The organism is Steroidobacter sp. (assembly GCF_036406195.1).
GTDB lineage: Bacteria > Pseudomonadota > Gammaproteobacteria > Steroidobacterales > Steroidobacteraceae > Steroidobacter.
The window spans coordinates 353,727-368,358 of the sequence record NZ_DASWVW010000061.1 but is presented as its reverse complement, the minus strand read 5'-3'; the positions used below and the strand labels follow the sequence as shown (position 1 = coordinate 368,358).

Below are 14,632 nucleotides of genomic sequence, written 5' to 3'. Positions count from 1 at the left end.
CGCCACCGATTGTTGGCGGCAGATCATGACACCGGTTACCATGCCGCCATTCCGCACGGCGCCAGAGACCCATTGCTCATGAGCACACCGCTGAACCTGCACGAAGATCGCCTGTTTCCGGCCGAGCCGTCCGTTCGTCAGATCGCCCGCCGCCTGTACGCGGAAGTGCGCGATCTGCCCATCCTGAGCCCGCACGGCCATACCGATCCGCAGTGGTTCGCCAACAACGCGCCGTTCGGCAATGCCACCGAGCTGCTGCTGGCGCCGGATCATTATTTGTTTCGCATGCTGTACAGCCAGGGCATCGATCTGAATGACCTCGGCGTCGCGTCGCGACGTGGCTCTTCGAACGCGAATCCCCGCGAAGCCTGGCGCAAGTTCGCGGCGAACTTTTATTTGTTCAACGGCACGCCGTCGTGGCTGTGGCTGAACTTCGTGTTCGCCAAGGTGTTCGGACTGACCGTGCGGCTCGAGCCGGCCACCGCTGACCACTATTTCGACGTGATCGGCGAGAAGCTCGCGACGGATGCGTTCCGCCCTCGCGCGTTGTTCGAGCGCTTCAATATCGAAGTGCTGGCAACCACGGAATCGCCGGTGGATACGCTCGATCATCATCACAAGATTCGCGCCAGCGGTTGGCACGGCCGCGTCATCACCGCCTATCGTTCCGACGCCGTGATCGATCCCGAGCACGAGCAATTCAAAGATTCGTTGCAGCGCTTCGCCGAAATCACCGGGGAAGATGTCTACTCCTGGCAGGGTTATCTCAACGCGCATCGCAAGCGTCGCGCCGATTTCGCCCAGGCCGGCGCAACTTCAACCGATCACGGCCATCCCACGGCTGCTACTGCAGATCTCAGTGAAGCGGGCGCGCAGCGTTTGTTCGAAAAAGTCACGAAGGGTGATTTCACTGCCGCCGACGCTGAATTGTTTCGCGCCGCCATGCTGGTCGAGATGGCCAAGATGAGCGCGGACGACGGCCTGGTGATGCAGATTCACCCCGGCGCTTTCCGCAATCACAATCGCTGGCTGTTTGAAACCTTCGGTCGCGACAAGGGCGCGGACATTCCAGAGAAGACGGAGTACGTGCAGGCACTGCGTCCGCTGCTGGATCGCTTCGGCAACAGCAAGTCGCTCAGCATCATTCTGTTCACGCTGGACGAAACGGTGTACAGCCGCGAGTTGGCGCCGCTCGCCGGCCACTATCCCGCCCTGAAGCTCGGCCCCGCCTGGTGGTTCCACGATAGCCCGGAAGGCATGCTGCGCTTCCGCGAGTACACCACCGAAACCGCCGGCTTCTACAACACCGTCGGATTCAACGACGACACCCGCGCGTTCCTTTCCATTCCCGCCCGCCATGACCTGGCGCGTCGTATCGATTGCGTCTATTTGTCTCGCCTGGTTGCCGAACATCGCATCGACGAAGATGCCGCGGCTGAGGTTGTGCGAGATCTCGCTTATCGGTTGCCCAAGCAGGCGTACAAGCTGTGAGGCTCTGACGCTCGCCGCAGTTGGTTTACTTCGGGCATCGTGGGGTGAGTGCGCTTCCCCAACCCCAACCCAACAGCCAACCAAGCTCCACCAAATCCCCCTTCAGGGAATCCCCTAAAGCCTCAGCGCCGCGCGCCACAACACACTTTCCCCGCGTGGACTTCTGCAGACTCCGGCACCTGCGGCCGAACCGGCCGGCTTTATGTCACTCATCCAAACTCGCAAGCCGACCGAACCCAATAACACTTCATGTCCACCGCCGACTGCAGCCCAGACATCGATGCGCACGCCGCGCTCGATGCCGTCGTTCACGGGATCGCCATCGCGACCCGCGGCGACGCTCAGGTCGGCCTAAGTTATGTCAACAGCGCCTTCTGCCGCCTGACCGGCTACGACCGCGCCGACCTCCTTCGCTCTGGCCTGCAAGCACTAGGCGGGTCGGGCACTGAATCGACAGTTCATCAGCACCTGCGCGAGGCCATCCTCGCCGGCGACGACTTCTCCGCCGAATGGCTCATCCACTGCCGGGGCGGTGAAAGGTTGTGGACTCGCGTGAGCACCCAGGCCGCGGGCTCGAAGCAAATCGTCATCACCCTCGAAGACATTGCCGACTACAAACTCGCTCGCGAATCGTTGCGCGCCAGCGAGGCTCGACTCGAGCTGGCGATGGAAGCGAGCGAGCTGTCGATGTGGGATTGGAATGTCGAGCGCGACGAAGTTTCCTACAACGATCAGTGGCGCATTTCCCTGGGCATCGATCCTCGCGAGTTGCTCAAACGCGAGACACTCAGCGATCGCTTGATGCTGCCGTCCGATGATTCCGCCGTGCTGGAAAAATTCGAACGCCACTTCCATGGCAACCTCCCGTATTTCCAATCCGAGTATCGACTCGCCGCGCACGACGGCGGCTATAAATGGTTCCTGGCGCACGCCAAGGTCGTTCGGCGTGATGCCGCCGGCAAAGCGCTGCGGGTCATCGGCGTACTGCAGGACATTTCTCGCAGCAAACAAGATCAACGCACGGCCCTGGAAGTCGAGCAGCGTTGGGAACGCGCGATTCGCGGCACGTTGGATGGCTTGTATGAGTGGAACCTGCTCACCGGCCATGTCTGGTACGCCAGCCGCTTCCGCGAAATCATCGGTTGCGCCGACGTGAACTTCGCCAACACCTTCCAGGCGTTCCAGAACGTGTTACATCCGGAAGACCGCGTCACCGTGCTCAGCAAGATTCGCGCGCATCTGGAAGATCAAAGCCGGCTTGACGTCCGCTGTCGCGTGCTGACTCGCAAAGGAACCATTGTCTGGTGTCGCCTGCGTGGCGAAGCCGAGCGTGACGCCGCAGGCCGCCCGACGCGGCTGGCCGGCTCGCTCAGCGACATCAGCGCGCAGATCGACGCCGAAAGAGCCCTGAGCCGCAGCCAGGATTTCTACGGCACGGTGCTGGACTCGTTGCCATTGTTCGTGGCGTATGCGGATCGCGATGAGCGCATGGTGTACGCCAATCGCATTTTTCAGCAGTTCTTCGCCTTGCCGCTGGCCGATACACGCGGCCGCGCCATCAGGGATGTAATTGGCGAACGCCGCTACAGCACGCTCGGACCGTTTGTGAGAGAGGCCCTGCAAGGCCGGACGATGGAAGGGCAGGGCCGCTATCGCGATGCCGAGGGCAAGCCAGTCGATCTGGAAGGGGCCTTCATTCCGCACTATGACGACAAGGGCGAGATCCAGGGCTGCTTCGTCGCGGCGCGCGACATCACCGAGAAACGTTTGCTCGAGGCCGAGCTGCGACAAAGCCAAAAGATGGAAGCGGTGGGCCGCCTGACCGGCGGCATCGCGCATGACTTCAACAACCTGCTGTCGGTGATCGTGGGCAACATGCAGCTGTTGACCCGCTCACTCCATCAGACGCCGCGCCTGCTACGACAAGCCGAGACTGCGCTCAACGCCGCCAAGCGCGGTGGCGAGCTGACCAAGCGGCTGCTGGCGTTTGCTCGTCAACAGGTGCTCGAGCCGCGCATCGTCGATCTGAATACCCTGATTGGGGGGATGTACGAATTGCTGCGTCGATCATTGACGGGCGATATCGAGATCGAACGGCGGCTCGCCGCGGACACCTGGTTTACGCGGGCCGATCCGGGGCAGTTGGAGAATGCAGTGCTCAACCTGGTGATCAATGCGCGCGACGCGGTGCCCAACGGCGGCGTCATCACCATTGCGACTCGCAACGAGACCATCAGCGCCGAGCGACCACAGCGCGAAGATGGCCCGACGCCGGGGGAGTACGCCGTGGTGGAGGTGGCCGACAATGGCGCAGGCATGTCCGCCGAAACGCTGAAAAGAGTCTTCGAGCCATTCTTCACGACCAAGGAAGTGGGCAAGGGCAGCGGCCTGGGCCTGTCCATGGTCTATGGCTTCGTGAAACAGTCGGGCGGTCATGTCCACATCGCCAGCACTCCGCAGCAGGGCACCAGCGTGCAGCTGTACTTTCCCCGCTCGCGGGCAAGCGCCGATGAGGCGCGGCTGGATGGAGCAATTGAAGCAGACTTGCCGCACGGCACAGAAACGCTGCTGGTGGTGGAGGACAATGCGGAAGTTAGAGGCACCGCGGTTGAAATTCTTACCAGCCTCGGCTATCGAGTGCACGAAGCGGCCAACGGACATCAGGCATTGGAGCGATTCATGCGACACCCGGACATCGCGTTGGTGTTCACCGACATCATGCTGCCCGGTGGCTTGCTGGGAACGCAGCTGGTGGAAAAACTCACCGAGCGGCGCGCCGGGCTGAAGGTGCTGCTTACTTCGGGGTTCAGCGACAGCAGCGTGATGCACCGGAGCCTGTTGGATGGCACGGTCGAGCTGCTGCCCAAGCCTTATCAGGTGGAAGAGCTGGCGCGGCGCGTCCGCGGCTTGCTGGATGGTAAAGAGGAGAACAAGCGTGTTCCGGCGTGAGAGGAATCTGTTACTGGCAGTGGACGATGAGGCGGACTTCCTGGAGCTGATCGAGCAGATCGGCCAGGGCGTCGGCTGCACGGTCATCACCGCCGACACCGCTGCCAGCTTCCGTGAGCAGCTGTCGCACCGGCAACCCGCCTTGATCCTGCTCGATCTGCAGATGCCGGGCATGGACGGCATCGAGGCGTTGCGCTACCTGGCGCGTCAGAATGTGACTTCCGGCATCCTGCTGGCGAGCGGGATGGATCAGCGTGTGCTGGCGAGCGCGCGCCAGCTCGGCGAGTCGTTGGGATTGAGAATGCTGGGTACGTTGCAGAAGCCGGCGATGCTCGAAGATATCGAAACGCTGCTGGCCAAGCATCTGGAGCCCAGCTCGCGCATCTCCGTCGAAGAGCTGCGCACAGCCATCGATGAGCACGAGCTCATCGTGCACTATCAACCCAAGGTCGTGCGCTCGGCCAACGACTGGCACGTGCGCAGCGCCGAAGCGCTGGTGCGCTGGCGTCATCCGCGCCTGGGCTTGCTGTATCCCGGCGAGTTCCTGCCGCTGGCCGAACAATCCGGTCTGATCGTCGACCTCACCGACTTCGTGCTCACCGATGCGATCCGTCAGATCGGTCATTGGGGCACGCGCGGTCTGGATCTCGGTGCGGCGGTGAACTTGTCGCCACGGCTGGTGCAGGACCTGGAGTTCCCGGAACGTTTGTCACGCGTGCTGCGTGAGTTCGAAGTCCGTCCCGAGCAGCTTACTTTGGAAGTGACGGAAGCGGCGTCGGTGGACGATCCGGAACTGGTGATGGATATCTTCACGCGGCTGCGTGTGAAGGGCGTCGGTCTGTCGCTCGATGACTTCGGCATCGGCACGTCGTCGTTGACGCTGCTCTACAAGATGCCCTTCAGCGAGGTGAAGATCGACGGTCTGCTGATCTCCGAGATCGCGCAGAGCAAGGCAGCCGCGACGGTGGTGCGCGCCATCGTCGAGCTGGCGCACAACCTGTCGCTGACGGCGTGCGCCGAAGGCATCGAGAACTCACCTGCGTTCGAATTCCTGGAGCAGTGTGGCTGCGATGCCCTGCAGGGCGACTTCATCGCGCCGTCCATGCCGGCCTCGGAGATCGAATCGTTCATCGACGTATGGAATGGCGCGGACCACACGCTGGTCCCGGTGGTCCGCAAATAACAGCGGTTGGCGGTTAGCGGTTGGTGGCTAGTGCCCGCTGCTCCTCTTGCCAACCACTAACCGCCAACCGCTAACCGCTTCTTGTCTTTCGATTGCCGCAGCAGATGCAGCGGTGCCGTCAGTGTGATTCTGGTGCCGGCACCCGGTTCGTCGAAGCTGATCTGACCACCGAGCATGCGGGCTCGATACTCCATGATCTTCAGTCCCATGCCCGGGCGGCCTTGCGCCAGGCCGGCGCTGAGGCCGATGCCATCATCGGAGATGGTCAGCTGCAACTTGCGGCCGGTCGAGCGCAGATCGATGTTGATCGAGGTCGCTCGCGCGTAGCGTGCCGCATTGGTCGACGCTTCCTGCGCGATTCTATAAAGATGCGTGGCCGCGCCTTCTTCGAGGTCGGGTAGCTTCTGTCCGCCCTGCGTGAAGGTGCACTGGAGGCTGTACATGTCGGTGCAGCGAGCCACCAGGTGCTTCAATGCTTCCGGCAATCCGCCGCGCTCCAGGTTCACCGGCGCAAGACCACGCGCCAGCGAACGAGTGCTTTGAATCGCCCGCGACAGCAGATCGGTGATCTTGGTGACTTGCGCCGAGTATTGCGGCGACTCTCGCGCCATCTGCATTTCCAAGCCCTTCATCAACAACGACAGGCCGGTCAATTCCTGGCCCAGACCATCGTGCAAGTCGCTGCCCAGCCGGCGTTGCTCGCGATTGGAGATCTCGAGGATCTCCTGCTCCAGCTCCTTGCGCTGGGTCACTTCCTGCACCGTGCACACCAGCCCGGCCACATTGCCATGGTCGCGCAACGGCACGTGAGTGAACGTGAACCAGCGGACCGAGCCATCGGCGCCGATCCACGCGCGTTCCTGATCGGTGAGCGGCCGGCCAGTGCGCATGGTGGTCGCGGCCTGCGCTTCGATATCGACTACGTTCTCTTCGGTCCACGACTCGGAGAGGCGGCGGCCAAGAACTTCGTCGCGCGTCTTGTTCAACGTGTCGAGCAGAGCGCGATTCACGACCGTCACGCGATTCTCGGTGTCGACCGCGTAAATGATCTCGGGCAGGCTGTCGATGAGCGTGCCGAGCAGGACGCGTTGCTCTTCCAACGCCGTCTCGGCTCGACGCCGCTCGCGGCGAACGCGAGCCTCGGACAACGCGCGGTTGACCACCATCGGCAAGCGCTGCAGACGATCCTTGAGCACGTAATCGGTAGCGCCGCTCTTCAGCGCTTCGATGGCGCGCTCCTCGCCCAGCGAGCCCGACACGAAAATGAAAGGAATATCCTCCGAACGCTCCAGTACGATGCGCAACGCCGTGAGGCCGTCAAAACCCGGCAACGTGTAGTCGGCCAGCACCAGATCGGGTGGCCTGCCGGCGAGCGCCGCGCGAAAATCGCTTTCCGACATCACGTGGCGCCAGGTGATGTCCAGATCGTTGCGCGCCAGCTGCAGTTGAATCAGCTCGGCGTCATTGGCATCGTCCTCGAGTAGGACGAAGTGCAGCGTTTCTGTCGAATCCATTTTCATGAGCAGATCTTTCGGGAGCGCGCCCGCACGGTTGGCTGTTGAAGGCAGGCCCAGCGCACTCCATCATTGGCCCATCGCCGCTCGACCCATTGCCGATCAACGTTGTGTCGCTGGCGCGGCCGAAGTGCCCGGAGTCGTGTAAGTGGCGTCGAACCTATCACCATGCGGGCACTGTGGAAAATGGGGATTGCTGCATCAATATGCCATCGCCAGATTGAAGAGTAGAGGCTACAGGCGGCATCAATATGCCATCGCCCGATTGAAGGGTAGAGGCTACAGGCGGCATCAATATGCCATCGCCCGATTGAAAGGTAGAGGCTACGGGCGGCACGCTTGTGCCACCGCCAGGTTGAAGGTAGAGGATGCGAGCGGCACGCTTGTGTCATCGCCAGATTGAAGGTACAGGATGCGAGCGCCGCACCGGTGCTCTCTTTGAGGAATGACCATGGCCGATCCAACACGGATCCTGATCGTCGATGACCATCCGTTCGTCCGTGAAGGTTTGAAGCAGCTGCTCGCCGGGCAAAGCGACTTCGTGCTGCAGGCAGAGGCAGCCTCGGTGCAGGCGGCGCAAACCGCCATTCAGGGCGAGGAACCCGATGTGGCCGTGGTCGATCTGGCGCTGGGGCCGGATGACGGCATCGAGCTGGTGCGATGGATTCGAAGTGATCATCCCAATGTCCGTGTGCTGGTGCTGTCGATGCAAGATGAAGCGCTCTATGCCGAGCGCCTGCTGCGTCTCGGCGTCAGTGGTTATGTAATGAAGAACGTCGCGGGTACGGATTTCCTCGGCGCTTTGCGCAAGGTGGCTCGCGGCCAGCGGCATGTAAGTTCCGCCATGGGCGAGCGTCTGCTCAGCCAGGTAGCGCGTGGGCGTTCGCCCGCCGCCGATGAAGATCCGGTCTCCGCACTGACCGATCGTGAGCTGGAGGTATTTCGCCTGATCGGTGAAGGCATCAGCACGCGCGAAATTTCGCAGCGGCTCGATCTGTCCATGAAGACGGTCGATGCGCATCGACGTCACATGCGAGAGAAACTCAATCTACGTTCCACCAGCGAATTGATCCGTTATGCCACTCAGTGGGTGTCCGATACGGATGCCGCCCCGGGCGCGGCGCCTAATGACACTCACTGACTGAGTCCAAATTCACTACATAAGATCTACTTGAACGATTCCAAGTACCGGCCAATTGTGACGGAGTTCACGCTCCGTTCCCACCGACTTCTGCATGGTGCGACTTCGTGGCTGGCGTGCTCATATAAGTATTTGTCGCGGCTCGCGTTCTCGGGCCAAACGAGACGTCCGCCACAATCCATTGAAAGGCGAGCACACCCCCTGTGACATTAGGGGGTTGGCTGATACCCCCTACACGTCGGCTACAACACCATGCTTGTCCACAGTCTGCGGGCAGATCCGCCACGCCGCTTTGGTGTGCGCGGGACTCTTGGAACTGCTCGTGGCGCTCGACTCGCATGGAACTTGCCACGCTTGACCTCTGCAAAAACAATCGACGCTCCAGCCGTCGGCGGCGCTACGCCAGCTGAAGATGGTCTGCGCTCGGCGTTGCAGACGGACCTGATGCGGCAACTGGTCGGCGCGGTGGCGGAGTTCGTGTTCGTGGTCGACCGCAGCCTGCGCATCGTGATGGCCAATCGCGGTATCGGCGAGCGCACGGTCAAGCAGATCGAAGGCAGCCTGATTACTGAGTTCTTTCCGCCGGGCCTGCACGCCCGCGCTTTATCGACGCTGCATAGAGTGCTCGCGAATGGCCAGGTGGATGGTTATGTCACAGAGATCGAAGGCAGCGACGGCCAGTCCCGCCACTTCGATGTGCGTGTCAGCCCGATTCGCGAAGGGCAGAAGATCGTGGCGTTGGCCGTGGTCACCAGCGAAACCACCGAGCAGGTGCGCGCCGAGCGCGCCATCGCGACTCAGGCCCGCATGATCGAATCGATGCTCGAAGGGGTCGCGGTCATCGACGAACGCGGCATCATCGAGATCACCAATCCGGCCTTCGACACCCTGTTCGGTTATCGCCGCGGCGAGCTCATCGGGCGAGACATGGCCATGCTGGCCGGCTGGCCATTCGAGCAACCCGAGCGTTGGCAACCGCTGTCAGCGAAGCAGGGCCGCTCGATGCAGGTGGAATTCGACGGCCGCCGCGCCAATGACTCGCATTTCGCGGCCGCCGGTGTGCTGTCCCGTTTCGAAGTGGCGGGACGCAATCACAGTCTGCTGGTGCTCCAGGATGTGAGCGAGCGCAAGCAACTGGAGCGCGCGATTTTGCAAGCTGTCAGCCGCGAGCAGTACCGCATCGGCAATGACCTGCATGACGGCCTGGGTCAGGAGTTGACCGGCATCGCGCTGATGCTGCGGGGTCTGGCCGGGCGGCTGACCACGGAATATCCGGTGATCCTGCCGGAAATCGAAGGGATCACGCGCTTGGTGAATAGCTCGATCGAAAGCACTCGCGCGCTGGCGCGCGGCTTGTCCCCCGTGAATCTGGAACGGGGCGGCCTGTCCGATGCCCTGGAAGGCCTGGCGATGCACGCCTCCGAGCTGTATGGCGTGCAGGTCACTTGTACTCATCGTGTGAAGACCACTCGTCCGCTGAGCACCGAATTGGCCAATCATCTGTATCGAATTGCGCAGGAAGCGGTTCGTAACGCGGTCCGCCACGGCCAGGCGCGGTCTATACGACTGCATTTGCATGGGGCCCGCGCTAAGGTTCGGCTGACGGTGACCGACGACGGTCTGGGCATGCCGGCCCATGCGGTGGACGCGCCCGGCATGGGCTTGAAGATCATGCGGTATCGCGCCCGAATTCTGGGCGGCGAAGTGCGTTTCGAGCGTGGCGTGCCCGATGCGGCCATTCAGGATGCCCGGCCCGGCACACGGATCATCTGCGAATGCCCGCTGGAACCCGCTGCGGATGCCGTCAGGGCGCGCCGTCCTCGCCGGCCTGCCAGCCATGGCGTCAATTAGCGCATGGCGTCAATTAGCGCCAATCGAGTTGCAGTCGCGAGGGCCTCGGCCGCTGGCGACACGAAAGAGAGTTTATTAGGAGTCATGCAATGAGCGTTGGGTCTTCTCTGTTCAAGCCGGCACACAAACCCGCGGGTGTGTCCAAGGACCAGAAGCGCCGCGTGCTGATCGTCGACGATCATCCCATCGTCCGTCAGGGACTGCGGCGTTTGATCGAAGCGGAACCGGATCTGGAAGTGTGCGGTGAGGCCGAGACGGCCCGCGAGGCCAAATCCATGATCCGGGAACAGGAACCGGATGCGGTCATCGTCGACGTCTCGCTCAAACAGGGCGATGGCCTGGAGCTGGTCAAAGACGCGCGCGCCCATTATCCGGCGCTGCCATTGCTGGTGCTATCGATGCACGATGAAGCGATCTATGCGGAACGCATGCTGTCGGCCGGCGCCAATGGCTACATCATGAAACAGGCGGCTTCCGATCAGTTCCTGGTTGCGCTGCGCCGCGTGCTCGACGGCGGCATCTATGTCAGCGAAGCGGTCGGCAACAGCATGATCGAGAAGTTCGCCTCCGGCGGGGCGTACATCTCCTCCAATCCGGTCGACAGTCTCACCAATCGTGAGTTGCAGGTGCTGCACATGATCGGCAAGGGCCTGTCGACGCGGCAGACCGCCGAAGCGCTCAACCTGAGCGTGAAGACGGTGGAATCGCATCGACAACGCATCAAGCGCAAGCTTTCGCTGCGCACCTCGGCGCAACTCATGCAATACGCGGTCAACTGGTATGCGGGGAGGGAGCCGGGCGCGAAGCCGTAACACGCTCGCCAGGCCCGCCGCGTCATGAACTCACTGCACGGACTGCTCAGCGGGAACCTCGTCGTCCTGGTCGTGGGCATCGTCCTCGGCCTGGTCCCGGCGTTGGCTTCGCTGTGCCTGTTGCAACGACTGCGCAGCCGCTTGCGACGCCGGCACGCCCAGCTGACCGCCGCCCATCGACGCAATCAATCCATCGTCGAGGGTTCCGGCGAGGGCGTGCTCGAGCTCGACAATGTCGGTCACGTTCGCTACGCCAATCCGGCGGCGGCGAAGATGCTCGGCTACGAGACCGAAGATCTAGCCGGACTCGACTATCGCGTGCTCATCAACACGCAGGAAGATGGCGACTCGCGCACCGATCCGGTCCGCCGCGTGCGCTATACGACCGACATCATGCGTGGCGTCGGCGCACTGCTGCGCAAGAAGAACGGCACGTTCCGTCCGGTCGAATACAAGATCCTGCCGGTGACCGAAGAGGGCGCGTCGGTGGGCACCGTGCTGGTGTTTCGTGACATCGGCGAGCGCGTGCGCCTCGACAATCTGCTGAAGGACATGCAGGCCACCGCCAAGATCGGTGGCTGGGAATACGACGTGATCAGCAAGCAGCTGCACTGGACCGAAGCGCTGTACGCCATTCACGACCTGCCGGTGGGACACTCCATCGACCCGGAAGGACATCGTGCGTTCTTTCATCCCGAGGATCGCGTGAAGATGCAGGGGGCCGAGCGCATGGCCCTCGATGCCGGCCTGCCATCGGACTTGCTGTTGCGAATGACCAGCGCGCGCGGCCGCCAGCTCTGGGTTCGCAGCATCGTCAAAGCCGAGCGACGCGGCGGCAACACGGTGCGCCTGCACGGCACGATCCAGGACGTGACCGATCTGGTCAGCGCCGAACGCAAGCTGCGCGAGACGCGCGACTTCTTCGAGCTCACCCTGAACGCGGTGCCGACGCCGGTGACCTACGTGAATTCGAACATGATCGTCACGTATGTGAACCGCGCGCTCGAGGAATGGTATTCGATGCCTGCCGATGCGCTGCTGGGCCGGTCCTTGCGCGAAAGCCTCGGCGAGGAGCGATTCACCGAAGACGAGCCCCATATCATGGCGGCGATGCGCGGCGAGTTCGTGCACGTCACCCAGAGCGGCGTGCGCAACGGCCGGCATCGCGAATGGCAGAACCACTTCGTGCCGCAGATCGGCCCGAACGGCGAGGTGCTGGGCTTCTTCTCCATCGTCTACGATCTCACCGAGCAGAAGCGCCTCGAAGCGCGGCTCATGCAGGCGCAGAAGATGGAAGCCATCGGTCAGCTCACCGGCGGCATCGCGCACGACTTCAACAATCTGCTGGGCGTGGTGATCGGCAATCTGCAGCTGCTCGACCGCAGCGTTGCCGAAACGCCGACGCTGGCGAGAAAGGTTCACACGGCCATGCGTGCCGCCGCGCGTGGCGCCGATCTGACGCGTCGCTTGCTCGCGTTCGCGCGTCGCCAGATCCTGGCGCCCGCGGTGCTCGATCTGAATCGACAGCTCTCCGGCCTGAGCGAGCTGGTCCAGCGTACCATTGGCGAATCCATCGAAGTGCGTATGATCCAGGCGCATGATCTGTGGCACACCAGCGCCGACCCGGGGCAGTTCGAGAATGCGATCTTGAATCTTGCCATCAACGCGCGCGACGCCATGCCCCAGGGCGGCCGCCTCACGGTGCGCACGCAGAATGTCACGCTCGATGCCGAGTTCTGCAGCAACTATCCTTCGATCGAGCCGGGCGAATTCGTGGCCATCAGCGTCAACGACAATGGCGTGGGCATCGATGGCGAAGTATTGAAGCGCGTGTTCGAGCCGTTCTTCACCACCAAGGAATCGGGCAAGGGCAGCGGCCTGGGCCTGGCGATGGTGCACAGCTTCGCCGAGCAGGCCGGCGGCGTTGCCAGCATCGAAAGCACGGTTGGCGTCGGCACCACCGTGACGATCTATCTGCCGCGCTCGACAGAGGAACAATCGGAGCGCGAGGATACAATCGTCACCCGCGTGGCGCCGGGCGGCACCGAAACCATTCTCGTGGTCGAGGACGATGCCGACCTGCGCGACACTGTCGTCACCGCGTTGACACAACTCGGCTATCGCGCGCTGTCGGCCGCCAATGGCGCAGCGGCGGTGCGGATACTTTCAGGACCGGAGCGGATCGATTTGCTATTCACCGATGTGATGATGCCCGGCGGGATGCTGGGGCCGGCGCTGGCCAAGCGCGCGCGGGAATTGCGTCCGGACATCGATGTGCTCTTTACTACCGGCTATGCGGACAACACCGTGCTGGCCGGCATTGCCGGGCTCACCTCGTCCGACGTCATCCATAAACCCTATCGCAACGAAGACTTGGCCATGCGTATCCGCCATGTCCTCGATAGGGAGGCCCGTGTCGCCTGAGCAAGCCAACAAACTGCTGGTCATCGATGATCAGCCCGACCTCTGCGAGTTCATCGCGGAGGCCGCCGCTGGCCTGGGCTTCGAATCCAAGGGCGTGACCGATCCGGAAGTGTTCCGGCGCGCTGTGCAGGAATTCCAGCCCACGGTGGTAGTGCTCGACCTGCAGATGCCCGGCGCGGATGGTATCGAGCTGCTGCGCTACCTCGGCGAGCGCGGCAGCAAGGCGCAGATTCTGGTGGCGAGCGGCATGGATCAGCGCGTGCTGGCCACGGCCCAGCAGATCGGCAAGGCGCACGGCCTGCAGATGCTGGGCGCGCTGCAGAAGCCCATCCTGCTCGCGGATCTGGAAGCGACCCTGCGCCAGACCATGAGCACAGATACGCCGATCAGTTCGGCGGCGCTCACCGCCGCGCTCGACAAGCGCGAGATCGTCGTTCACTACCAGCCCAAGGCCACCCGGCTCGCGCCCAATCGCTGGATCGTCGAAGGCGTCGAAGCGCTGGCGCGCTGGAATCATCCCTCGCTGGGCTTCGTTTCGCCGGCGCGCTTCATTCCGCTGGCGGAGAAGAACGGCCTGATCCGCCGCCTGACCGAACAAGTGCTGGAAACGGCCTTGTCCCAGTGCCGGGCCTGGGATGCCGTTGGCCTGCAGTTATCGGTGGCGATCAATCTTTCGCCCCAGTTGCTGAACGACCTGGCGTTTCCCGACCAGGTGGCCCGCATGGCCGCGCAGGTCGGCGCCGACGCCCGCCGCATCATTTTCGAAGTCACCGAAAGTGCCGCCATGTTCGATCCGGGCACCACCATGGATGTGCTGACCCGCATGCGCGTGAAGAACTTCGGCCTGTCCATCGACGACTTCGGCACCGGCTATTCGTCGCTGAAACAGCTGTACCTGATGCCGTTCAGCGAGCTGAAGATCGACACTTCGTTCGTCCGCGACGTATTCGCGCACGAGGACGCCCGCACCATGGTGGAAACCATGGTGCTGCTCGCTCACAAACTCCGCCTCACCGCCTGCGCCGAAGGCGTGGAATCCCAGGAAGTCCTCGACTTCCTCGACGGCGTCGGCTGCGACCGCGCCCAAGGCTATTTCATCGGCCGCCCCATGGCCGGCACCGCCCTGGAAATCGCCGTCCGCGAGTGGAATAGCAAGCAGAAGTAGAAGAAGGCTCGCCAGAGCCACGGGCCGATGTCTGGGTTGGTTGCCTTCATCCCGCTAGCGGCGCCCCGACGCCCTGCCAAAAATCCAATATTGCCAGGCTCT

General features: G+C 62.7%; 9 protein-coding genes. 8 read left to right on the top strand and 1 reads right to left on the bottom strand.

Translation table 11 applies throughout. The features are described 5' to 3' along the window. Window positions 1-78 precede the first annotated feature (78 nt). From uxaC to VGE08_RS25200, 3 genes are all read left to right on the top strand, one after another. Window positions 79-1,491, top strand: coding sequence for a glucuronate isomerase (gene uxaC / locus VGE08_RS25210; RefSeq protein WP_331070701.1), 1,413 nt, complete (start codon window positions 79-81; stop codon window positions 1,489-1,491). Window positions 1,492-1,740: 249 nt separating this feature from the next. Then, window positions 1,741-4,440 (top strand): hybrid sensor histidine kinase/response regulator, encoded by a 2,700-nt coding sequence (locus VGE08_RS25205; RefSeq protein WP_331070700.1) that lies wholly within the window; start codon window positions 1,741-1,743, stop codon window positions 4,438-4,440. Then, window positions 4,427-5,623: an EAL domain-containing response regulator gene (locus VGE08_RS25200; RefSeq protein ID WP_331070699.1), complete on the top strand. Its 1,197-nt coding sequence runs from the start codon at window positions 4,427-4,429 to the stop codon at window positions 5,621-5,623. The genes VGE08_RS25205 and VGE08_RS25200 overlap by 14 nt, the downstream gene beginning before the upstream one ends. 56 nt (window positions 5,624-5,679) lie before the next feature. Here the strand turns inward: VGE08_RS25200 and VGE08_RS25195 are convergent, their stop codons facing one another. Next, window positions 5,680-7,143, bottom strand: coding sequence for a PAS domain-containing protein (locus tag VGE08_RS25195; RefSeq protein ID WP_331070698.1), 1,464 nt, complete (start codon window positions 7,141-7,143; stop codon window positions 5,680-5,682). 445 nt (window positions 7,144-7,588) lie between these two features. Here VGE08_RS25195 and VGE08_RS25190 point away from each other — a divergent pair, with 445 nt between their 5' ends. From VGE08_RS25190 to VGE08_RS25170, 5 genes are all read left to right on the top strand, one after another. Next, window positions 7,589-8,278, top strand: a complete 690-nt coding sequence (locus tag VGE08_RS25190; protein ID WP_331070697.1) for a response regulator transcription factor — start codon at window positions 7,589-7,591, stop codon at window positions 8,276-8,278. A 354-nt stretch (window positions 8,279-8,632) separates the two neighbouring features. Then, window positions 8,633-10,129 carry a PAS domain S-box protein gene (locus VGE08_RS25185; protein WP_331070696.1) on the top strand — a complete coding sequence of 499 codons (1,497 nt, stop codon included), beginning with the start codon at window positions 8,633-8,635 and terminating at the stop codon, window positions 10,127-10,129. An 89-nt stretch (window positions 10,130-10,218) separates the two neighbouring features. Next, entirely contained in the window at window positions 10,219-10,941 is a 723-nt protein-coding gene (locus tag VGE08_RS25180) for a response regulator transcription factor (protein ID WP_331070695.1), read from the top strand. Window positions 10,942-10,965: 24 nt separating this feature from the next. Beyond that, window positions 10,966-13,365: a hybrid sensor histidine kinase/response regulator gene (locus VGE08_RS25175; protein ID WP_331070694.1), complete on the top strand. Its 2,400-nt coding sequence runs from the start codon at window positions 10,966-10,968 to the stop codon at window positions 13,363-13,365. Further along, window positions 13,355-14,530, top strand: coding sequence for an EAL domain-containing response regulator (locus VGE08_RS25170; RefSeq protein WP_331070693.1), 1,176 nt, complete (start codon window positions 13,355-13,357; stop codon window positions 14,528-14,530). Before VGE08_RS25175 ends, VGE08_RS25170 begins: the two co-directional genes overlap by 11 nt. Window positions 14,531-14,632: the final 102 nt, after the last annotated feature.

Coding starts and splice junctions, on each gene's coding strand:
- VGE08_RS25180 (WP_331070695.1), top strand. CDS start 10,219: ATGAGCGTTGGGTCTTCTCTGTTCAAGCCGGCACACAAACCCGCGGGT.
- uxaC (WP_331070701.1), top strand. CDS start 79: ATGAGCACACCGCTGAACCTGCACGAAGATCGCCTGTTTCCGGCCGAG.
- VGE08_RS25190 (WP_331070697.1), top strand. CDS start 7,589: ATGGCCGATCCAACACGGATCCTGATCGTCGATGACCATCCGTTCGTC.
- VGE08_RS25195 (WP_331070698.1), bottom strand. CDS start 7,143: ATGAAAATGGATTCGACAGAAACGCTGCACTTCGTCCTACTCGAGGAC.
- VGE08_RS25205 (WP_331070700.1), top strand. CDS start 1,741: ATGTCCACCGCCGACTGCAGCCCAGACATCGATGCGCACGCCGCGCTC.
- VGE08_RS25175 (WP_331070694.1), top strand. CDS start 10,966: ATGAACTCACTGCACGGACTGCTCAGCGGGAACCTCGTCGTCCTGGTC.